We start from the raw sequence: 22,317 nt of genomic DNA on the forward strand, positions 1-22,317 counted from the left end.
TGACGAGCGATGTCAAGGGTGTTGGCTGCGTCATCCAGGCCGAATGGCGGGGATTTTCCGGTCAGGTGGCGCAAGGTCGCTCATATTTCCGAGAGGTCTCAACTCGGAAAAGACCGAAGGCGAACCTTGCATTCGATCTTGCCCCTCTGGCGGGAAGTGGACTATACCTGTCGGCGTCCGCATAGTGGTCGCACAACCGTGGACGGCACTACCTGGGGGGAATTACCGGTGGTCGCGGACGTGTCCGCGCGCCGACCGCCGTCCTCCCCCTGTTGAATCCTCACGCACGACCCCAGCTTGAACCGACCGCGGTGCCGGGAGGATCCGGTTCACCGCCTGAGTCCTGGAGAAGGCGAGGACTTGAGCATGGGATCCACTACCGCTGAGCACGACCACGGCCCCGACGGCGTCGACACCACCCGGCCCGAGGGCGTCGGCCGCCGCGATCTGATCAAGCGCTCCGCCGCGCTGGGCCTGATCACCGTTCCCACGATGAGCTTTCTGTCCGCGTGTGCCAGCGGAGGCGGCGGGGACGACACCGCCGAGGACAGTCAGGGCAAGACCTCCGAGTCGAACCCCTTCGGCGTGAAGAAGGGCAGCAAGCTCGACGTCGTCATCTTCAAGGGCGGCTACGGCGACGCCTACGCCAAGGCGTGGGAGGCCGCCTTCCAGAAGAAGTGGGGGGTCACCTCCACCCACACCGGCACCCAGGAGATCACCGGCAAGCTCCAGCCCCGGTTCAACGCGGGCAACCCGCCGGACATCGTCGACGACTCCGGCGCCCAGCAGATCCCGATCGACGTTCTCTACAAGAACGACCAGCTCCTCGACCTCGCCGCGGTGCTGGACGCCCCCTCGATCGACGACCCGGCCAAGAAGGTGCGCGACACCCTCATCCCCGGCACGCTCGACGCGGGCATGCAGGAGGACAAGATCGTCGCCCTCAACTACATCTACACGGTGTGGGGCCTGTGGTACTCCGGCAAGCTCTTCAAGGAGAACGGCTGGGAGGAGCCCAAGACCTGGGCCGACTTCCTGACCATCTGCAAGGAGGCCAAGGCCAAGGACATCGGCGGCCTCGCGCACCAGGGCAAGTACCCGTACTACATCAACGTCGCCATCATGGACCTGATCGCCAAGACGGGCGGACTGGACGCCATGAAGGCGATCGACAACCTCGACCCGAAGGCGTTCGTCGGCTCCGACGCCGCGAAGGCCGCGGTCGAGGCGATCTACGAGGTCGTCGAGAAGGGCTATCTGATGCCCGGCACCAACGGCCTCACCCACACCGAGTCGCAGACCCGCTGGAACCAGTACAAGGCCGTGTTCATCACCTCCGGCTCCTGGCTGGAGAACGAACAGCTGAAGCAGACACCGGACGACTTCGACATGAAGTTCATGCCGATGCCGCTGCTGCCGGACAGCGTGATGCCGTTCGAGGCGATCCGGGCCGGCTCCGGCGAGCCGTTCATCATCCCCGCCAAGGCCAAGAACCTCCCGGCCGCCAAGGAGTTCATGCGGATGATGCTCTCCAAGGAGTGGTCGACGCTGTTCGCCAAGGAGGCCAATTCGCTGACCATCCTGAAGGACGGCGTCGACACCGGCGTACAGCTGCGCCCGGGCACGCAGTCCACGGTCGAGGCCTCCAAGGCGGCCGGTGACAACACGTTCCGTTACCTGTACACCGAGTGGTACAGCGAGATGGACACGGCGATCCAGAACGCGTCGAACGAACTGATGGCTAAGCGGATCCAGCCGGCCGAGTGGCTCAAGCGGGCGCAGGCCGCGGTGGACAAGCAGGCGAAGGACCCGGAGTCCAAGAACAACCGCCGGGACTAGTGGGGCGTCGGAGCGCCGTGGGAGCTGCGCACTGTGGTGAGCTGCGGGTTCGTCGTGGCTCGTCGCGCAGTTCCCGCGCCCCTTGCAGGACGGGGCGCGCCTTTCCTCTCATGGAACCCGAGGCAGGAAAACGCCAATGCGTAAAGGGCAGAACCGGTTCGTCGCGGGGTTTCTCCTGGTCCCCGTGGCGCTTTATCTGATCTTCGTGATCTGGCCGTACATCCAGACGTTCGGCTATTCGCTGACCGACTGGAAGGGACAGTCCCAGACCTTCTCCTTCATCGGCCTGGACAACTACACCGCGTTGTTCGAGGACGACATCTTCCTCCAGGCGATCTGGCACAACATCCTGTTCCTGGTGTTCATCCCGGTCATCACCATCCTGCTCGCGCTGTTCTTCGCGTTCATGCTGAACGCGGGCGGGCGCGGCCGGGCCGGCGGGGTCTCGGGGGTCGCCGGGTCGGGCTTCTACAAGATCGTCTACTTCTTCCCGCAGGTGCTGTCGCTGGCGATCCTCGCGGTGCTGTTCGGCGCCGTCTACCGCAGCGACAGCGGCGGCATGCTCAACGGTCTCCTGATGAAGCTGGGGCTGGTCGACGAGAGCAGCCCCGTCGAGTGGCTGAACGAGCCGAACATGGTGCTCTGGGCCCTCATCCTGGTCGTCGTCTGGCACGGCGTCGGCTTCTACCTGGTCCTGTTCTCCGCCGCCATGCAGGCCATCCCGCGAGACATCTACGAGGCCGCCCTGATCGACGGCGCCGGCCGCGCCCACACCTTCTTCCGCATCACCCTGCCCCTGCTGTGGGACTCCGTGCAGACCGCCTGGGTCTACCTCGGCATCGCGGCGATGGACATGTTCATCCTGGTCTCGACCATGACCGCGGGGGAGTACGGAGGCGGCCCCGACCACCACAGCGAGGTCATGGCGACCGTGATGATGCGGAACTTCCTGCTGTACGGCAGGAGCGGCTACGCCTGCGCGATGGGCGTCGTGATGCTGCTCCTCACCCTGATCGTGTCGGTGGTCATGCTGCGGGCCACCCGGCGCGAGCGCGTCGAGTTCTGAGCGGGAGAGACGACAGAAGATGAGTGCACCCCTCAAGACCGCCTCGCGCGGCGACTCGGTCCCCACCGGCCCGACGGTGGACAAGGGCCGGACCGGACCCGGCGACGAGCGCGGCGAAGGCGTCGTCCTGAACGTCTTCTCGCACGGGTTCCTCGCCCTGTGGGCCCTGCTGATCGTGCTGCCGCTGCTGTGGCTGGTGCTCAGCTCCTTCAAGACCGACGCCCAGATCGGCGGCTCGGCCTTCGGCTGGCCCGAGAACTGGTCCCTGGACGTCTTCTCCCGCGCCTGGGACAAGGGCATCGGCGACTACTTCGTCAACACGGTCATCGTGCTGGTCTTCTCCGTGCCGCTGACCATGCTGTTCGGCTCGATGGCCGCGTACGTCCTGGCCCGCTACCCGTTCCGGGGCAACCGGCTGCTGTACTACTTCTTCGTCGCCGGCGCGATGTTCCCCGTGTTCCTGGCCCTGGTGCCGTTGTTCTTCATGGTCAAACGGCTGGACATGCTGAACACCTACCAGGGGCTGATCCTGGTGTACGTCGCCTACTCGCTGCCGTTCACCGTGTTCTTCATGCACGCGTTCTTCCGCACGCTGCCCACCGCGGTGTTCGAGGCGGCCATCCTCGACGGCGCCTCGCACACCCGGACGTTCTTCCAGGTCATGCTGCCGATGGCGAAGCCCGGGCTGATCAGTGTCGGGATCTTCAACACTCTGGGGCAGTGGAACCAGTTCATCCTGCCCACGGTGCTGATGCAGCCGCAGAGCGGCGACGATCCCGAGCGGTACGTCCTCACCCAGGGCCTCATCCAGCTCCAGCAGCAGCAGGGCTACGCGTCCGATCTGCCCGTCCTCTTCGCCGGGGTCACCATCGCCATGGTCCCCATGCTCGTGGTCTATCTCTCCTTCCAGCGGCAGGTCCAGGCGGGCCTCACCTCCGCCACGCTCAAGTAGCCGGTCCCGGGACCCCAAGTAGCCGCAGAGTGACATTTAGTGGTCATTCGGCGACCCCAGTTTCCCTCAAGGACTTGACTGCGGTAACCCGTTCAGCGGAGCTTGGAGTTCACAACTTGTAAGTGGGCCGGGTCTTATGGCTGTGACCCGGGTCACCCGGGCGGCGTGCGGGCCGCCCGGTCCGGGACGGGAGTGGATGAGTCGATGGAGACTCCGGGGTCGCAGTCGTCGCTGCACCGAGCAAATCTCGAGCGCGTCGTACGGGCGGTGCGTCTCGCCGGGTCGCTCACGCAGGCGGAGATCGCCAGGACCACCGGCCTGTCCGCGGCCACGGTCTCCAACATCGTGCGCGAACTCAAGGACGGTGGAACCGTCGAGGTCACGCCCACGTCGGCGGGTGGCCGCCGGGCGCGCGCGGTCTCGCTGAGCGGGGACGCCGGCATCGTGATCGGCGTGGACTTCGGGCACACGCATTTGCGCGTCGCGATCGGGAATCTCGCCCATCAGGTGCTCGCCGAGGAGTCCGAGCCGCTGGACGTGGACGCCTCCTCGACCCAGGGTTTCGACCGGGCGGATCAGCTGGTCACCCGGTTGGTCGAGGCCACCGGGGTGGACCGTACGAAGATCGCGGGGGTGGGCCTCGGCGTGCCCGGCCCGATCGACGTGGAGTCCGGGACGCTCGGCTCCACCGCGATCCTGCCGGGCTGGACCGGCACCAAGCCCGCCGCCGAGATGCAGCACCGCCTGGGCGTCCCGGTGCACGTGGACAACGACGCCAACCTCGGCGCCCTCGGTGAGCTGGTCTGGGGCAGCGGCCGGGGGGTGCGGGACCTGGCCTACATCAAGGTCTCCAGCGGCGTGGGGGCCGGACTGGTGATCGATGGCAAGATCTACAGGGGCCCGGGTGGCACAGCGGGAGAAATCGGGCATATTACTCTTGATGAATCCGGCCCTGTCTGCCGCTGCGGCAACCGCGGCTGCCTGGAGACCTTCGCTGCCGCGCGCTATGTGCTGCCGCTTCTCCAGTCCAGCCACGGCACCGACCTGACCATGGAAGGGGTCGTACGGTTGGCGAGGGACGGGGACCCGGGCTGCCGTCGGGTGATCGCCGACGTCGGCCGACACATCGGAAGTGGAGTCGCCAATCTCTGTAATCTGTTGAACCCGAGCCGCGTGGTCCTCGGTGGCGATCTCGCCGAGGCCGGAGAGCTGGTTCTCGGACCCATAAGGGAGTCGGTCGGCCGGTACGCGATCCCGAGTGCCGCACGTCAACTCTCAGTGCTGCCAGGGGCACTTGGCGGCCGTGCCGAGGTCCTCGGGGCCCTGGCGCTGGCCCTCAGTGAGATGGGTGATTCCACCCTTTTGGACGGGACCCTCACCGCGGCAACCCCTGTCTTCACTTAGAGAACGAAACACGCCGTTGCCAACCCGTTAAGGATTTACTTCTTGACGTCGCACGTGTGGCCGAGTTGACTTCCAGCCACCTCGGCCGCAGTGCTGCGGCCCGTGTCAGGGAGGCACAACCCAAAATGAACGCAACGATGCGTAGAGTCGTGATCGGCGCCACCGCGGTTTCGCTGGCGCTCTCCGTGGCCGCCTGTGGCAAGGCCGGCGACGACGACTCGGACAGCGGCAGCACCGGTGGCGGCGACAGCAAGACGATCGGTCTGCTCCTGCCCGACAACGTCACCGCGCGCTACGAGAAGTTCGACCGTCCGTACTTCGAGGACAAGGTCGAGGAACTCTGCTCCGACTGCAAGGTCGAGTACGCGAACGCCGCCGCCGACCCCACCAAGCAGGCTCAGCAGATGAGCACCATGGTGACCAAGGGCGTCAAGGTCATCGTCGTCTCCGCCCAGGACTCCGCCGCCATCAAGTCCTCCATCCAGTCCGCGGTGGACAAGGGCGTCAAGGTCGTCGCCTACGACCGTCTGGCCCAGGGCCCGGTCTCGGCCTACGTCTCCTTCGACAACGTCAAGGTCGGCGAGCTGCAGGGCGAGGCCCTCCTCGCCGCCCTCGGCGACAAGGCGACCCCGAAGGCCAAGGTCGTCATGATCAACGGCGACGACGCGGACCCGAACGCCGGTCAGTTCAAGGAGGGCGCGCACAAGGCCCTCGACGGCAAGGTCGACATCGCCTACGAGCAGTCCGGCCTCTGGAAGGACACGGTCGCCGCCCAGAAGATGTCCGCGGCCATCACCCAGCTGGGCGCCAAGAACATCGCGGGCGTTTACGCCGCCAACGACGGCATGGCCGGTGGCATCGCCAACACCCTCAAGGGTGCGAAGATCAGCGGCATTCCGCTGACGGGCCAGGACGCCGAACTCGCCGCCATCCAGCGGATCGTCGCCGGCACGCAGTCCTCCACGGTCTACAAGGCCTACAAGCCGGAGGCCGACACGGCCGCCGAGCTCGCGGTCAACCTGCTGGAGGACAAGGACATCAAGTCCCTGGCCGACACCGAGGTGACCAGCGGGTCCGGCGACAAGGTCCCCGCGAAGCTGCTGACCCCGGTCTCCGTGACCAAGGACAACATCAACGACACGGTGGTGAAGGACGGCCTCTACAAGGTCACCGACATCTGCACCGCCGAGTTCGCCAAGGCCTGCAAGGAGGCCGGCCTCGAGTAGTCACTCGGGCCCGGGCCGCGGGCGGTCACCGCGTCACGACCGCTCACGGCCCACCTGAACCTGTCCGGCGCCCGCCCCGACCTCAGACCCCGCTTCCGGGGCGGGCGCCGGACGGAACCGCTGCCGAGAGAGCAGCGGCCATACGCATGTTCACCTTGTAAGCCTTGTGCGACGGCCCCTCACCCCCGGGGCCGGCACATCCTCCGCGCCGGTTTCCGGCGCGGCATCCCCGCCGGTCAGGCGGCGAAGGAGATGGTTCACGTGTCCGCTACGCCCGTGCTGGCGTTGCGCGGAGTCTCCAAGCGGTTCGGTGCGGTGCAGGCACTCACCGACGTCGAGCTGGAGGTCCACGCCGGTGAAGTGGTCGCCCTGGTGGGCGACAACGGCGCAGGAAAGTCCACCCTGGTCAAGACCATCGCGGGTGTCCACCCCATCGATGAGGGCGTCATCGAGTGGCAGGGCGACCCGGTCAAGATCAACAAGCCGCACGACGCCCAGGGCCTCGGTGTCGCGACGGTCTACCAGGACCTCGCGCTCTGCGACAACCTCGACGTCGTCGGCAACCTCTACCTCGGTCGCGAACTGCTGCACCGGGGCGTCATCGACGAGGTGACGATGGAGAAGAACTCCCGGGAGCTGCTGTCCACGCTCTCCATCCGGATCCCGAGCGTACGGATCCCGATCGCGAGCCTCTCCGGCGGTCAGCGCCAGGTCGTCGCCATCGCCCGCGCCCTCATCGGTGACCCCAAGCTCGTCATCCTGGACGAGCCCACCGCCGCCCTCGGCGTCGAGCAGACCGCGCAGGTCCTCGACCTGGTCGAACGGCTGCGCGAGCGCAACCTCGCCGTCATCCTCATCAGCCACAACATGGCCGACGTGAAGGCGGTCGCGGACACCGTGGCCGTTCTGCGGCTGGGCAAGAACAACGGCTCCTTCTCCGTGAAGGACACCAGCCACGAAGAGATCATCGCCGCGATCACGGGTGCCACGGACAACGCCGTGACCCGTCGCGCGGGGCGGCGCACCACGGAGGCGGCAAAGTGAGCGACACGTCCAAGACCGTGAAGAGCGATTCCGCGACGGACACGGGGGCAGGCGGCCAGACCACGGTCGCGCCCGCCGACGACCCCACGGCCGCGCCGGTCACCGTCGTCGACCCGCGTCTGCTGGTCCGCGAAGAGGGCCTCAAGGGCTACGTCACCGAGTTCAAGCGCAAGGTGAAGGGCGGCGAGCTGGGCTCGCTGCCGGTGGTCATCGGCCTGATCGTCATCTGGACGATCTTCCAGCTCCAGAACGATCGTTTCCTCAGCGCCGACAACCTCTCGAACATCAGCTACTTCCTCTCGGCCACCGGCATGCTCGCCATCGGCCTGGTGTTCGTGCTGCTGCTCGGCGAGATCGACCTGTCCGTGGGCTCGGTCAGCGGCCTGGCCTCCACTCTGTTCGCCGTGTTCGCGGTGAACGAGGGCATGAACTCCTGGTTGGCGCTGGTCCTGGCGGTCATCACCGGTCTCGCCATCGGCGCGCTGCACGGCTGGTTCTTCGCCAAGATCGGCGTACCCGCGTTCGTCGTCACCCTGGCCGGTTTCCTCGGCTGGAACGGCCTGATGCTGTGGCTGCTGGGCGAGAGCGGCACGATCAACATCCCCTCCGACGAGGGTCCGGTCCGTCTGCTCGGCCAGAGCTCCTTCTTCATGGACCAGGCCATCATCGGCGCGTACATCCTGGCCGGCCTCGCCGTGGTGCTGTCGCTCGTCGGCAACTTCAACGAGCAGCGCCGTCGTTGGGCCGCGGGTGTGCCGTTCCGGCCGACCAGCGAGATCCTGCTGCGTGTCGGCGCGCTCGCCCTCGTCTCCTTCGCCGCCGCCGCCGTGCTCAACAACGCCTCCGGTGTCTCCAACGCGCTGGTGATCTTCCTGGCGGCGCTGGTGGTCGTGGACTTCGTGCTGCGCCGTACGACCTACGGCCGTCAGGTGTTCGCGGTCGGCGGCGGCATCGAGGCCGCCCGCCGTGCCGGTATCAACGTGCCGATGATCCGGATCACCGTGTTCGCCATCTCCGGTGGCTTCGCGGCGATCGGCGGCATGTTCTTCGCCGGCCAGACCGCGAGCGCGACGCTGTCCGCCGGTGGCGGCAACACGCTGATGCTCGCGATCGCCGCGGCCGTCATCGGCGGCACCAGCCTCTTCGGCGGACGCGGGTCGGTGTGGTCGGCGCTGCTGGGCATGCTGGTGATCCAGTCGATCCAGACCGGTCTCGACCTGCTGAACATGAACACCTCGATCCAGTACATGATCACGGGTGCGGTGCTGTTGGGTGCGGTCGTCATCGACTCCGTCAGCCGTCGGAGCCAGAAGGCCGCGGGTCGCGCGTAGCGATCTGACGGGGGCGCCGTCGGGGTGTCTGTCCGTCGCCGACTGCGGGTTGTTCGTGGCTGGTCGCGCAGTTCCTCGCGCCCCTTCAGGGCGCTCATGTGCCCGGTGCCATAAGGCGCCGGGCACTTCCGCTTGTTGTCGGACGTTTCGTACGGGTACGTCTGCGCAGGATGGTTTACGGCCGTTTGCGTGACACGGGACCCGACCGCCCGGCGGTCGGCCCGGTGCGCGGAAGATTAGACTTCGTCGAGCCCGGTAACGCTCGAACAGCACTATCGCAAGGAGGCACGGGTGCCGCTGCTGACCCGCATCAGGGGACCGCGCGATCTGGACCGGCTCAGCCTGGAGGAGTTGGACCAGCTGGCGGAGGAGATCCGGACCTTCCTCGTGGAGGCGGTGTCGAAGACCGGCGGTCACCTCGGCCCGAACCTCGGAGTGGTCGAGCTCACCATCGCACTGCACCGGGTCTTCGACTCGCCCAAGGACAAGGTGCTGTGGGACACGGGCCACCAGTCCTACGTCCACAAGCTGCTGACCGGCCGCCAGGACTTCTCCCGGCTGAAGATGAAGGGCGGCCTCTCCGGCTACCCCTCGCAGGGAGAGTCCGAGCACGACGTCATCGAGAACAGCCACGCCTCCACCGTCCTGGGCTGGGCCGACGGCCTCGCGAAGGCCAACCAGGTGCTGAAACGCGACGACCACGTGGTCGCGGTCATCGGCGACGGCGCGCTGACCGGCGGTATGGCCTGGGAGGCGCTCAACAACATCGCCGACGCCAAGGACCGCCCCCTGGTCATCGTCGTCAACGACAACGAGCGCTCGTACGCGCCGACCATCGGCGGCCTCGCCAACCACCTGGCCACCCTGCGGACCACTGACGGCTACGAGCGCTTCCTCGCCCGCGGCAAGGACCTGTTGGAGCGCACCCCGGTCGTCGGCCGGCCGCTCTACGAGACGCTGCACGGCGCCAAGAAGGGGCTGAAGGACTTCATCGCCCCGCAGGGCATGTTCGAGGACCTCGGCCTGAAGTACGTCGGCCCGATCGACGGCCACGACATCGAGGCCCTGGAGTCCGCGCTGTCCCGCGCCAAGCGGTTCGGCGGCCCGGTCATCGTGCACTGCCTCACCGAGAAGGGCCGCGGCTACCAGCCCGCCCTCCAGGACGAGGCCGACCGCTTCCACGCCGTCGGCAAGATCCACCCGGACACGGGGCTGCCCATCGCCTCCTCCGGCGCCGACTGGACCTCGGTCTTCGGCGAGGAGATGGTGAAGCTCGGCAAGGAGCGCGAGGACATCGTCGCCATCACGGCGGCCATGCTCCAGCCGGTCGGCCTCGACAAGTTCGCCAAGGCCTTCCCCGAGCGCGTGTACGACGTCGGCATCGCCGAGCAGCACGGCGCGGTCTCGGCGGCGGGCCTGGCCACCGGGGGTCTGCACCCCGTCTTCGCGGTGTACGCCACCTTCCTCAACCGGGCCTTCGACCAGGTCCTGATGGATGTCGCCCTGCACAAGTGCGGTGTGACGTTCGTCCTGGACCGGGCCGGTGTCACCGGCACCGACGGCGCCTCGCACAACGGCATGTGGGACATGTCGATCCTCCAGGTCGTCCCGGGCCTCCGGCTCGCCGCGCCGCGCGACGCCGACCAGGTCCGCGCCCAGCTCCGCGAGGCCGTCGAGGTCACCGACGCGCCGACCGTGGTGCGCTTCTCCAAGGGCGCCGTCGGCCCCGCCGTGCCCGCCCTGCGCCGCGTCGGCGGCATGGACGTGCTGCGCGAGCCCGGCACCGACACCCCCGATGTGCTCCTCGTCTCCGTCGGCGCCCTCGCGCCGATGTGCCTGGAGATCGCCGACCTGCTCGACAAGCAGGGCATCACCACGACCGTCGTCGACCCGCGCTGGGTCAAGCCGGTCGACGAGCACATGGCGCCCCTCGCGGACAAGCACCGCGTGGTCGTCACCGTCGAGGACAACTCCCGTGTCGGCGGCGTCGGCTCGGCCGTCGCCCAGGCCCTGCGGGACGCCGGCGTGGACCTCCCGCTGCGCGACTTCGGCATCCCGCCGCGCTTCCTCGACCACGCCACCCGCGCCGAGGTCCTGGCCGAGATCGGGCTCACCGCGCCCGACATCGCCCGCCAGGTCACCGGGCTGGTCTCCAAGCTCGACGGCCGCCTCGACGGAGCGCCCGCCGAGGCGGAGCCGGCGCGCGACTGACGTACCCCTTTGGTCCGTTCGGGCCGGTGTCGCCATTCTTTACGGTGGTGATACCGGCCCGTTCGCGTGAAACCGCTCCCGTCCGGGCAAACGCACCCCCAGTCTCGGCTTCGCTCGACCGAGGGGACCCCCATCGCCCCCTCCCCATCATGTCGAGGACGCCCAGCGTGGGAGGTACGCCCGTGAGCAGCACACTCTTCCGGACCAAGAAGGTCGAGCAGTCCATCCTCGACACCGAGGAGCCAGAGCACGCCCTCAAGAAATCCCTGTCCGCGCTGGATCTGACGGTCTTCGGCGTCGGTGTCATCATCGGCACCGGCATCTTCGTCCTCACCGGCACGGTGGCCAAGAACAACGCCGGTCCCGCCGTCGCCCTCGCCTTCGTCGTGGCCGGTGTCGTCTGCGCGCTCGCCGCCCTCTGCTACGCGGAGTTCGCCTCCACGGTCCCGGTCGCCGGATCCGCGTACACCTTCAGTTACGCCTCCCTCGGGGAGCTGCCCGCCTGGATCATCGGCTGGGACCTGGTGCTGGAGTTCGCGCTGGGCACGGCGGTGGTGGCCGTCGGCTGGTCCGGCTACATCCACTCGCTGATGGACAACGCGGGCTGGGACCTGCCGGCCGCGCTCGGCACGCGGGACGGGGCCGACGGCTTCGGCTTCGACATCCTCGCCGCCGCGCTCGTCCTGATCCTCACCGCGATCCTCGTGGCCGGCACCAAGCTCTCCGCGCGGGTCACCTCGGTCGTCGTCGCCATCAAGGTGACGGTCGTCCTCACCGTGATCATCGCGGGCGCCTTCTTCGTCACCTCCGACAACTACGACCCGTTCATCCCGAAGGCGCAGGAGGTCCCGGCGGGCGACAGTCTCCAGTCCCCGCTGATCCAGCTGATGTTCGGCTGGGCGCCCGCCAACTTCGGCGTGATGGGCATCTTCACGGCCGCCTCCGTCGTCTTCTTCGCGTTCATCGGCTTCGACGTCGTCGCCACGGCCGCCGAGGAGACGCGGAACCCGCAGCGCGACATGCCCCGGGGCATCCTCGGCTCCCTCCTGATCTGCACCACGCTGTACGTGGCGGTCTCGATCGTCGTCACCGGCATGCAGCACTACACCGAGCTGTCGGTGACCGCGCCGCTCGCCGACGCCTTCAAGGCCACCGGGCATCCGTGGTTCGCGGGCTTCATCAGCTTCGGCGCCGCCGTCGGTCTGACGACCGTGTGCATGATCCTGCTGCTCGGCCAGACCCGGGTCTTCTTCGCGATGAGCCGCGACGGACTGCTGCCGCGCTTCTTCTCCCACGTCCACCCCCGGTTCAAGACCCCGCACCGGCCGACCATCCTGCTCGGGGTGGTCATCGCGATCGTCGCGGGCTTCACCCCGCTGAGCGAGCTGGCCGAGCTGGTGAACATCGGCACCCTGTTCGCGTTCGTGGTCGTCGCGATCGGTGTCGTCATCCTGCGCCGGACCCGCCCCGACCTGCACCGGTCGTTCCGCACCCCCTGGGTGCCGGTCGTCCCGATCCTGTCGGTGTGCGCCTCGCTGTGGCTGATGCTCAACCTGCCCACCGAGACCTGGCTCCGCTTCGCCGTCTGGATGGTCCTCGGCATCGTCGTCTACCTCGTCTACGGCCGCACCCACAGCCGGCTCGCCCGCCACAAGGAGACGCCGACGGCCGAGACCGGCGGGCCGGGACGCGGCACCCGCTGACCCGGAGGGGGAGCGAGTCGGGGCACTTGACCTCAAGACCAGTTGAGGTTCGAGACTTCCCTGTGTCGGCCGCCCGGCCGATGGGGCTGTGGAATCTGGTGCTCACCATCGTGGGCACCCTTCCCTTCGCCCTCTCCGGCACGCGCCCCGACGATCTGCTGCTCGGCGCGGCGCTGGTGCTGCGCGGGGCTCGCCTCCCTCTCCATCCCGTTGGCGGCCGCCCTCTACAAGAGCGATCTGCCGCGCGAGGCGATCCCGCACATCACCACGATCAGCGCCGTCGCGCAGCGCGTCGGGGGCGCGTTGGGCGGGGCCATGGCCGCGGTGAGTCTGCAACTGCTGTCGGAGTCGGGCGAGGAGTTCGACGGATCCGCGTTCACCGCCACGTTCTGGTGGATGACCGCCCTCCTCCTCGTGCCGTTCGCGCTCGCCCTGCTGCTGCCTCGCGGGGCCGCGCGCCAGCACGGTCGAGGCCGGCCGCCGGCCGGTGCGCGGCAGTTCACGAACTGCCGCGCACCGTCCGTGGTCCGGTCACCTCGGCGCCCAACTCGGCCACCCTGCGGCGCAGTTCGCGGTCGGCGGTGACCACGAGACAGGGGCGGTCGGCGCCCTCCTCGGCGACGAGTTCCACGATGCGGTCGTCACCGCTGCGGGGTGCCGCCTCGACCCGTACACCCGGCACTGGCTCCACCCCGCGGGCCGCGCCCTCCACGACCATCACCAGCTCGACGGGCTCGTCGCGGCCGGGGACCCCGTCGCGGGCCAGGCGGTCGCGCAGGCGCTCCGCCGCGCCGCGCCGGTCGCGCCACCAGCCGTCGGGGACGGAGCCGATGACGTTGGCGGCGTCGACGATCACGAGCAGCGGGGCGTCCATGGGGGACAGGGTCGCACGCCGGGCGGTCACGCCGGGCGGGTGAAACGTTCATCTTATGATGGGGGCCGCTCGGCCTTCCGTGTCCTGTGCGAGAGGGCGGCCGGGGAGCCGCGCCGAGCGTCATCGGAAAGGGCGGGTCACGTCATGCGGACCAGATCCGGGCGCGCCGCCGCCCAGGGGACGGCGGCCGACACCTCGGCGAACGGCGGGAGCGGGCGGCACAGGGCCGAGACCACGCTCGCCGGTTCCTGGCTCGTCCTCGGCAAGGACGGCAGGCTCACCGCGTACGCCCGCGCGCGTGCGGGGCTGCTGCGCTGGACGCAGACGCGGCCCGGGGGCGCCGAGTGGACCGGTCCCGACCTCTTCCCCGTGGCGGGGCTGACCGACCTCCATGTCGTGCAGGGCGCGGACACCTATGTGCACTTCCTCGGCCGCCGTGAGGTCGCCGAGGGTGACGGCCCGCCCGCCGTGGACGTCGTGCACGCCATCCAGTACCAGACCGGCCGACCGGTCACCGAGTGGCGTTCGCTGGGCAATCCGCACAAGGACGCGGCCAAGGCGGCGCGCTTCGGGACGCCCACCGGCGCGGTGAGCGCAGGCGGCAACGTCCATGTCCTCGCGCGCAACGCGGGGGGCGGCGTCATGCTGCGCCGGGAGCTGGCGGGCGGCAAGTGGAGCGCGTGGACCGACCTCAAGGGCCGCCTGGTGCAGGACCCGGTGGCCGTGGTCGCCTTCGCTTCCGGGCACGTCGAGGCGCTGGCCGGCGGTCAGGACCTCGTCATGCGCTGGACGCAGGAGAAGCCCGACGGGGCCTTCGCCCAGGCGCCGACCGTTCCGCTGTCGGTGGCCCGTGGCAGCGTGGTGGGTCTGGAGACCGCGCCGGACCGGGCGACGTACTACTGGACCGACCCGGCGACCGGTGGCGTCGTCGCCCACCGGCCGGACGGCCCCGTGATCCCGCTCGGCGGGACTCCGGCGGAGGGCCCGGTGGCCGTGCTGCGGGTGCCGCTCGACGGGTACGACTGCACGGTGCTGGCCCATCGCGACGTCGGGGGACAGGTCGTGCTGGCGGCCTGCGGCACGGAGAACGAGCAGGCCGGGGTGTGGTGGTCGCCGACCCGTGAGCGCGGTGTGGGGGCGCCGGCGCTGGCCCGGGACGCGTACGGGCGGGTGGTGCTCGGGGTGATCGACGCGGGGGGCGCGTTGCGCATAGCCCGGCAGAACGACGAGGCGGGCTTGGCGTTGGCGCCGTCGGTCGCCGTCTGACGGTGCGTGTGCGGCTACGCGTCCGCCGGGGCAGGTGATGCGGGCCGTGCGGGGTGTGTGGGGTTGCTCGCGCAGTTCCCCGCTCCCCTGAGGGGGCGCGGCCGTCCGCCCCCCGACCGACCACGCCATGAGGGCCCCCGCCCGCAGGCGGAGGCCCTCATGTGGTGCACTCGGTCACGCGGGGACCGAGGCCACCCCGGTCTCCAGGAACTTCTTGCCGTTGACGCGCTCGCTGACGCCCTCGCGGTCCAGGTACGGCGTGATGCCGCCCAGGTGGAAGGGCCAGCCGGCGCCGGTGATCAGGCAGAGGTCGATGTCCTGGGCCTCGGCGACGACACCCTCGTCGAGCATGAGCCCGATCTCCTGGGCGACGGCGTCGAGCACCCGGGCCCGCACCTGCTCCTCGGACAGGACGGAGTCGCCCTGCTTGAGGAGCGCGGCGACCTCGGGGTCCAGCTCCGGCTTGCCGGAGTCGTAGACGTAGAAGCCGCGCTTGCCGGCCTTGACGACCGCGGCGAGGTTCTCGGAGACGGTGAAGCGGTCCGGGAAGGCCCGGTTGAGGGTCTCCGAGACGTGCAGACCGATCGCGGGACCGACCAGCTCCAGCAGGACGAGGGGAGACATCGGCAGGCCCAGGGGCTCCACCGCCTTCTCCGCGACCTCGACCGGCGTGCCCTCGTCGATGACGTTCTGGATCTCGCCCATGAAGCGGGTCAGGATGCGGTTCACGACGAACGCCGGGGCGTCCTTCACGAGCACCGCGGTCTTCTTCAGCTTCTTGGCGACGGCGAAGGCCGTGGCGAGGGAGGCGTCGTCGGTGGCCTCGCCCCGGACGATCTCCAGCAGCGGCAGGATCGCGACCGGGTTGAAGAAGTGGAAGCCGACGACCCGCTCGGGGTTCTTGAGCTTCGACGCCATCTCGGTCACCGAGAGGGAGGAGGTGTTCGTCGCCAGGATCGCGTGCGCCGGGGCGACGGCCTCGACCTCCGCGAACACCTGCTGCTTGACACCGATCTCCTCGAACACGGCCTCGATGATGAAGTCCGCGTCCGCGAAGCCCTCGGCCTTGTCCAGCACACCGGTGACCAGGGCCTTGAGGCGGTTGGCCTTGTCCTGGTTGATACGGCCCTTGCCGAGCAGCTTCTCGATCTCGGCGTGGACGTAGCCCACACCCTTGTCGACGCGCTCCTGGTCGATGTCGGTCAGCACGACCGGCACCTCCAGGCGACGCAGGAAGAGCAGCGCGAGCTGGGAGGCCATCAGACCGGCGCCGACGACACCGACCTTGGTGACCGGACGGGCCAGGTTCTTGTCCGGAGCGCCGGCGGGGCGCTTGCCGCGCTTCTGCACCAGGTTGAAGGCGTAGATGCCGGCGCGCAGCTCGCCACCCATGATCAGGTCGGCGAGCGCCTTGTCCTCGGCGTCGTAGCCCTGCTGGAGGTCGCCGTTCTTGGCGGCGGCGATGATGTCCAGGGCGCGGTAGGCGGCCGGGGCCGCGCCGTGCACCTTGGAGTCGGCGATGAACCGGCCGCGCGCGACGGCCTGGTCCCAGGCCTCACCGCGGTCGATGGCCGGACGCTCGATGACGATCTCGCCCTTGAGGACGGACGCTGTCCACAGCAGGGACTGCTCCAGGAAGTCCGCGCCCTCGAACAGCGCGTCGGCGATGCCCAGTTCGTAGACCTGGGCGCCCTTGAGCTGCTTGTTCTGGTTGAGGCTGTTCTCGATGATCACCGAGACGGCCTTGTCGGCGCCGATCAGGTTCGGCAGGATCGTGCAGCCGCCCCAGCCGGGGACCAGACCGAGGAAGACCTCGGGGAGCGAGAAGGCGGGCAGGGCCGCGGAGACCGTGCGGTAGGTGCAGTGCAGACCGACCTCGACGCCACCGCCCATGGCGGCACCGTTGTAGTACGCGAAGGTCGGCACCGCGATGCCGGCGAGGCGCTTGAAGACCTCGTGGCCGCCCTTGCCGATGGCGAGCGCGTCCTCGTGCTTCTTCAGCAGCTCGACACCCTTGAGGTCGGCGCCGACCGCGAAGATGAACGGCTTGCCGGTGATGCCGACGCCGACGATCTCGCCGGCCGCGGCCTCCTTCTCGACCTGGTCGATGGCGGTGTTCAGGTTCGCCAGCGACGCCGGGCCGAAGGTGGTCGGCTTGGTGTGGTCGAAGCCGTTGTCCAGCGTGATGAGCGCGAAGCGCCCGGCACCGAACGGCAGGTCGAGGTGGCGTACGTGCGCGGACGTCACGACCTCGTCGGGGAACAGCTCGGCCGCGCCCTTGAGAAGCTCAGCGGTGGTGCTCACTTGTCGCCTCCGGCGTCCTTGTGGTGCGGGTTCTCCCAGATGACGGTGGCGCCCATGCCGAAGCCGACGCACATGGTGGTGAGGCCGTAGCGGACCTCCGGCTGCTCCTCGAACTGGCGGGCGAGCTGCGTCATCAGACGCACACCCGAGGAGGCCAGCGGGTGACCGAAGGCGATGGCGCCGCCGTACTGGTTGACGCGCGCGTCGTCGTCGGCGATGCCGTAGTGCTCAAGGAAGGCGAGCACCTGCACGGCGAAGGCCTCGTTGATCTCGAACAGGCCGATGTCGGAGATCGACAGGCCCGCCTGGGCGAGCGCCTTCTCGGTGGCCGGGATCGGGCCGTAGCCCATGACCTCCGGCTCCACACCCGCGAAGGAGTACGACACGAGGCGCATCTTCACCGGGAGGTCGTTCTCGCGGGCGAAGTCCTCGGACGCGATGAGCGAGGCGGTGGCGCCGTCGTTGAGACCGGCCGCGTTACCGGCGGTGACCCGGCCGTGCACGCGGAAGGGGGTCTTCAGACCCGTCAGGTTCTCGATGGTCGTGCCCGGCCGCATCGGCTCGTCGGCGGTGACCAGGCCCCAGCCCGTCTCACCGGCCTCCGGGTTGGTGCGGCGCACCGAGATCGGTACCAGGTCGGCCTGGATCTTGCCGTTGGCGTACGCCTTGGCGGCCTTCTCCTGGGAGCGCACGGCGTACTCGTCGGCGCGCTGCTTGGTGATCGTCGGGTAGCGGTCGTGCAGGTTCTCGGCGGTCATGCCCATGAACAGGGCGGACTCGTCGACCAGCTTCTCGCTGACGAAGCGCGGGTTCGGGTCGACGCCCTCACCCATCGGGTGGCGGCCCATGTGCTCGACACCACCGGCGATGGCGATGTCGTAGGCACCGAAGGCGACCGAACCGGCGACCGAGGTGACGGCGGTCAGGGCGCCGGCGCACATCCGGTCGATGGAGTAACCGGGCACCGACTGCGGCAGACCGGCGAGGATGCCCGCCGTACGGCCGATGGTGAGGCCCTGGTCACCGATCTGCGTGGTCGCGGCGATGGCGACCTCGTCGATCTTCGCGGGCTCCAGACCGGGGTTGCGGCGCAGCAGCTCCCGGATCGCCTTCACGACGAGGTCGTCGGCGCGGGTCTCGTGGTAGATGCCCTTCGGGCCCGCCTTGCCGAACGGGGTGCGGACGCCGTCGACGAAGACGACTTCCTTGACGGTACGAGGCACGATGGCTCTCCTCCAGAGGTGCGGGACGGCACTGCTGCGACGCGCAACCGCTGAGCGCGCGCTCAGGCCCATGCTACTTGCGGGTAACAGCGCTGCCCACCCCTGGGCGAGGGAGCGGCGAACGTCACACGGGTTCTGCATGTTACCGACGGTTACAGTAGCCATCCTAGGGGCGCGGGGAACTGCGCGACCAGCCACCACGCACCCGGCAGCCTCGTACGGCGCTCAAGGGGCAGTCGCAGTGGACCCTCTGGGAACCAGCACAGGCGTAGCCACCGGATGCGAAGCCCCACCCCCACCAATCACCTCGAACAGGGTTCGCCCCACCTCCGCCCCGAACCCGTACACGTCATGACTCATCGCGGACAGGGTCGGCCGCGTCAGCCGGCACAACTGCGAGTCGTCCCACGCCAGCAACGACACCTCCTCCGGCACCCGCACCCCCATCTCCGCCGCCACCGACAACCCCGCCACCGCCATGATGTCGTTGTCGTAGACGATCGCCGTAGGACGATCACCCCGCGCCCCGGTCAGCAGCGACCGTGTCGCCCGCGCCCCCGCCTCGCCCGAGAAATCGGTCGCCACCTGCAACGCACCGGCCAGCCGCAACTCCCGCGCCACCTGATCGAACGCCGCCGTACGAATGGCCGTGTGACCCAGCGCGGCAGCGCCACCCACCCGCGCGATCCGCCGGTGCCCCAGCGCCGCCAGATACCGCACCGCCTCCGTCACGGCGGTCGCGTCGTCCGTCCACACGGAGGTGAGCCCGCCGGTCAGCGACGGATGCCCGACGGCCACCACCGGCACCCCCAGCCGCTCCACCGCGGCCACTCTCGGATCGTCCGCGCGGAAGTCGACGAGGATCGACCCACTGACCTGCCGCCCCCGCCACCACGCGTCCTGGAGCCCCACCTCCTCCTCCAGATTCCGCACCAGCCGCAGCAGCAGCGAGCAGGACCGCTCGGTCAGCACGCTCTCCACGCCGGAGATGAACTCCATGTAGAACGGTTCGAGCCCCAGCTGCCGGGCGGGCCGGCAGACCGCCAGCCCCACCACGTCGACCCGCTGGCTCGACAACGACCGCGCCGCCAGGTTCGGCGCCCACCCGAGCTGCCGGGCCGCCGCGAAGATCCGGTCCCGCGTGGCGTCGGCCAGCCCCGGCTTCCGGTTGAACGCGAGCGACACCGCCCCCTTGGACACCCCGGCGAGCGCGGCGACGTCCTTGATGGTCACGCGCGAGGCCGGGCGCGGACCCGACGACGGACCCGGGCCCGGCGACGGAGGTGGTGGCGGAGTCGGCGAGGCGCTCACCGGGCGGGCTCCACGCAGTACAGGGCCCGGCGCACGTCCGCCGCGTCCGGCACGGCCGCCAGCCCGCGCACCCCGATGGTCACCCGCTCACCCGGCAACAAGGTGACCAGCCCGGTGTCGGCCCGCGCCGCCGGCCCCAGCCGGTCCGCCTGGAGCAGCAGGTCCCGCACCAGCGTCCGGGCCGTCACCGTCACCGCACCCGGCCCGACCTCGACGTCGAACTCCGGCGCCGGATACGGCACTTCACGGTCCGGCACCGGGAAGTGCACCGCCCGCAGCGGCCCCGTGCCGTCATGCCCGTCGGCCACCAGGAACTCCTTCGCCCCCACGGGCTCCACCTCGCGCGGCACCCGTACCTCGGCCACCGTACGCGCGGCCGCGGACACCTCCACCGCCACCTCGGCGACGACGCTCCCCTCCACGGACATCCGCCGCAACCGCAGCCCACCCGGGACCCAGGGCTCACCCGCCTGGTTCACGACGGCCAACACCAGCCCCTCGCCCCGGACTTGCAGCGTCAGCAGCCGGTCCGCGTACAGCCGGCGCAGCTCGTGGTACAGCGGCTTCTCCCGGCCGTCCCCGTCGACCGCCGCCCACGAGGTCACCGGCCAGCAGTCGTTGAGCTGCCACACGACCGTGCCCGCGCACACCGGCCAGTGGGACCGCCAGTGCTCGATCCCGGCGGCGATCGCCCGCGCCTGGTTGACCTGCGTCAGATAGTGCCAGCGGTCGAAGTCCCCCTCCGGCACCACGAAATGGCGCGCGAGACCCCGCTCCAGCTTCCCGTTGCCGTCCTCGGCCTTCTGGTGGTGCAGCATGCCGGGGGAGTCGGGCGTGAGTTCCTCACCGGGCAGCGCCCGCCGCAGCGTCGCGTACGCGGGCGGCGCCTGCCAGCCGAACTCGGCCACGAACCGCGGCACGGCCGCCCGGTACTCCGCGTAGTCCTCCCGGTTCCATACTTCCCAGGAGTGGTGCGTGCCGTGCGCCGGGTCGTTCGGATGCCGGTCCCACGAGCCCGACCACGGACTGCCCGCCGTGTACGGCCGGGTCGGGTCCAGCTCCGCGACCACCCGCGGCAGCAGCCCCAGGTAGTACCCCTCGCCCCACGACTCCCCGGCGAGCCGCTCCTCCCAGCCCCAGTCCCGGAACCCCCACAGGTTCTCGTTGTTGCCGTTCCACAGCACCAGCGACGGATGGGGCATCAGCCGTACGACGTTCTCCCGCGCCTCGGCCTCCACCTCGCCCCGCAGCGGCTGCTCCTCCGGGTACGCCGCGCACGCGAACGGGAAGTCCTGCCAGACCAGCAGCCCCGTCTCGTCGCAGACGTCGTAGAAGTCCTCGCTCTCGTAGATCCCGCCGCCCCAGATCCGCACGAGGTCGACACCGGCCCCGGCCGCCTGCCGCAGCCGCTCCCGGTACCGCTCGCGCGTGACGCGGGAGGGGAAGACGTCGTCCGGGATCCAGTTCACCCCGCGCGCGAACAGCCGCTCCCCGTTGACGACGAGGGTGAACCCGGTCCCGTGCTCGTCGGCGCCCCGGTCCAGCTCCACGGTGCGGAACCCGACCCGTCGCCGCCACACGTCGAGCGCGTCACCCTCGGCATACAGCGTCAACTCCACCTCGTACAAAGGCTGTTCACCGTACCCGCGCGGCCACCACAGCTCCACGCCCGGCACCTCCAGCCGTACGGTGCCGCTCGTCCCCTCGACCTCCGCGGCCGCGGTGACCCCGCCCACCCGAGCCTCCAGCCGCAGCCCCGCCTCGACGGCCGCCCGCTCCACGTCGACGAGCAGCTCCACGTGCCCGGTCGTGCCGTCGACGGTCACCAGCGGCCGTACGCGGGCGATCCGGGCAGTGGACCACCGCTCCAGCCGGACGGGCCGCCAGATCCCGGCGGTCACGAGGGTCGGCCCCCAGTCCCAGCCGAAGGAGCAGGCCATCTTCCTGATGAACTGGAACGGTTCGGGATAGGCGTTGGGCCGGTCGCCGAGCCGTTCGCGCACCGCCTCGGCCTCGGTGTACGCGGAGGCGAAACGCACCGAGAGCAGTCCGCTCGTCCCGGTGATGTCGAAGCGGTACGAGCGGTGCATGTTCCGTACCGAGCCGAGGAGCCGGCCGTCGAGCCGGATCTCGGCGGCGGTGTCGAGCCCGTCGAAGACCAGGTCGGTCTGGTCGTGCCCGCCGGCCGCGCCGCCCCCGGGCAGCTCGACCTCGTACGTCCACTCACGGCGCCCCACCCACGCCACCTCGGCCTCGTTCCGCCCGAGGAAGGGGTCCGGGATCAGCCCGGCCGCCAGCAGATCGGTGTGCACGCACCCGGGCACCACGGCGGCGAGCGGTCCCCGCTCGTGCCGGAGGATCCAGCCCTCGGTGAGCGGTGTGGCGTCCAGCATGCGCACTCCCTAAACCGGTCCAGTCAGCGAGCCGACACGATCGCGAAAGCTTTCGCCAGCCTTGGCGAAATAGGGACTTTACCGGTTCAGTGAACGGCTGCCAGAGTGCCGAACCAGCCATCCACCCATCCATCCCACCCGTGCTCGTCCGTCCCGAACGGAGCTGGTGC

The 22,317-nt window shown here is 69.6% G+C and carries 16 protein-coding genes; 10 read left to right on the forward strand and 6 right to left on the reverse strand.

The genetic code is table 11. The features are described from left to right. The first annotated feature begins 366 nt into the window (after window positions 1–366). From ngcE to ACZ52C_RS22320, 9 genes are all read left to right on the forward strand, one after another. Window positions 367–1,839: an N-acetylglucosamine/diacetylchitobiose ABC transporter substrate-binding protein gene (gene ngcE, locus ACZ52C_RS22280; RefSeq protein ID WP_469076365.1), complete on the forward strand. Its 1,473-nt coding sequence runs from the start codon at window positions 367–369 to the stop codon at window positions 1,837–1,839. 136 nt (window positions 1,840–1,975) lie between these two features. Continuing rightward, the gene (locus ACZ52C_RS22285; protein WP_086801846.1) at window positions 1,976–2,905 is read left to right on the forward strand and encodes a carbohydrate ABC transporter permease; all 930 of its coding nucleotides are present in this window, start codon (window positions 1,976–1,978) and stop codon (window positions 2,903–2,905) included. Between the two features lie 19 nt (window positions 2,906–2,924). After that, window positions 2,925–3,857 carry a carbohydrate ABC transporter permease gene (locus tag ACZ52C_RS22290; protein WP_469076366.1) on the forward strand — a complete coding sequence of 311 codons (933 nt, stop codon included), beginning with the start codon at window positions 2,925–2,927 and terminating at the stop codon, window positions 3,855–3,857. A gap of 204 nt (window positions 3,858–4,061) precedes the next feature. Further along, window positions 4,062–5,261, forward strand: coding sequence for an ROK family transcriptional regulator (locus ACZ52C_RS22295; protein ID WP_045559896.1), 1,200 nt, complete (start codon window positions 4,062–4,064; stop codon window positions 5,259–5,261). A 137-nt stretch (window positions 5,262–5,398) separates the two neighbouring features. Next, complete coding sequence (locus tag ACZ52C_RS22300) at window positions 5,399–6,487, forward strand: sugar ABC transporter substrate-binding protein (protein ID WP_469076367.1); 1,089 nt, start codon at window positions 5,399–5,401, stop codon at window positions 6,485–6,487. Window positions 6,488–6,739: 252 nt separating this feature from the next. Continuing rightward, the gene (locus ACZ52C_RS22305; RefSeq protein ID WP_078853670.1) at window positions 6,740–7,531 is read left to right on the forward strand and encodes an ATP-binding cassette domain-containing protein; all 792 of its coding nucleotides are present in this window, start codon (window positions 6,740–6,742) and stop codon (window positions 7,529–7,531) included. Beyond that, window positions 7,528–8,862, forward strand: a complete 1,335-nt coding sequence (locus ACZ52C_RS22310; protein ID WP_469076368.1) for a sugar ABC transporter permease — start codon at window positions 7,528–7,530, stop codon at window positions 8,860–8,862. The genes ACZ52C_RS22305 and ACZ52C_RS22310 overlap by 4 nt, the downstream gene beginning before the upstream one ends. Before the next feature lie 291 nt (window positions 8,863–9,153). Then, window positions 9,154–11,073: a 1-deoxy-D-xylulose-5-phosphate synthase gene (gene dxs / locus ACZ52C_RS22315; protein WP_469076369.1), complete on the forward strand. Its 1,920-nt coding sequence runs from the start codon at window positions 9,154–9,156 to the stop codon at window positions 11,071–11,073. A 182-nt stretch (window positions 11,074–11,255) separates the two neighbouring features. Further along, entirely contained in the window at window positions 11,256–12,776 is a 1,521-nt protein-coding gene (locus ACZ52C_RS22320; RefSeq protein ID WP_469076370.1) for an amino acid permease, read from the forward strand. A 224-nt stretch (window positions 12,777–13,000) separates the two neighbouring features. Here the strand turns inward: ACZ52C_RS22320 and ACZ52C_RS22325 are convergent, their stop codons facing one another. Then, window positions 13,001–13,162 (reverse strand): hypothetical protein, encoded by a 162-nt coding sequence (locus ACZ52C_RS22325; protein ID WP_469076371.1) that lies wholly within the window; start codon window positions 13,160–13,162, stop codon window positions 13,001–13,003. Window positions 13,163–13,275: 113 nt separating this feature from the next. After that, window positions 13,276–13,650, reverse strand: a complete 375-nt coding sequence (locus ACZ52C_RS22330; RefSeq protein ID WP_469076372.1) for an NYN domain-containing protein — start codon at window positions 13,648–13,650, stop codon at window positions 13,276–13,278. A gap of 144 nt (window positions 13,651–13,794) precedes the next feature. Here ACZ52C_RS22330 and ACZ52C_RS22335 point away from each other — a divergent pair, with 144 nt between their 5' ends. Further along, entirely contained in the window at window positions 13,795–14,916 is a 1,122-nt protein-coding gene (locus ACZ52C_RS22335; RefSeq protein ID WP_469076373.1) for a PLL family lectin, read from the forward strand. 174 nt (window positions 14,917–15,090) lie between these two features. Here the strand turns inward: ACZ52C_RS22335 and ACZ52C_RS22340 are convergent, their stop codons facing one another. The 4 genes from ACZ52C_RS22340 to ACZ52C_RS22355 all read right to left on the reverse strand — a co-directional run bounded on the left by ACZ52C_RS22340 (window position 15,091) and on the right by ACZ52C_RS22355 (window position 22,147). Continuing rightward, window positions 15,091–17,220 (reverse strand): 3-hydroxyacyl-CoA dehydrogenase NAD-binding domain-containing protein, encoded by a 2,130-nt coding sequence (locus tag ACZ52C_RS22340; RefSeq protein WP_469076374.1) that lies wholly within the window; start codon window positions 17,218–17,220, stop codon window positions 15,091–15,093. After that, on the reverse strand, window positions 17,217–18,443 hold the full coding sequence (locus tag ACZ52C_RS22345) for a thiolase family protein (protein WP_469076375.1): 1,227 nt from the start codon (window positions 18,441–18,443) through the stop codon (window positions 17,217–17,219). The genes ACZ52C_RS22340 and ACZ52C_RS22345 overlap by 4 nt, the downstream gene beginning before the upstream one ends. Before the next feature lie 225 nt (window positions 18,444–18,668). Next, window positions 18,669–19,676, reverse strand: a complete 1,008-nt coding sequence (locus ACZ52C_RS22350) for a LacI family DNA-binding transcriptional regulator (protein ID WP_469076376.1) — start codon at window positions 19,674–19,676, stop codon at window positions 18,669–18,671. A 74-nt stretch (window positions 19,677–19,750) separates the two neighbouring features. Then, window positions 19,751–22,147 carry a glycoside hydrolase family 2 protein gene (locus tag ACZ52C_RS22355; protein WP_469076377.1) on the reverse strand — a complete coding sequence of 799 codons (2,397 nt, stop codon included), beginning with the start codon at window positions 22,145–22,147 and terminating at the stop codon, window positions 19,751–19,753. Between the last annotated feature and the right edge of the window lie 170 nt (window positions 22,148–22,317).

Source organism: Streptomyces sp. NPDC034049, assembly GCF_055575575.1.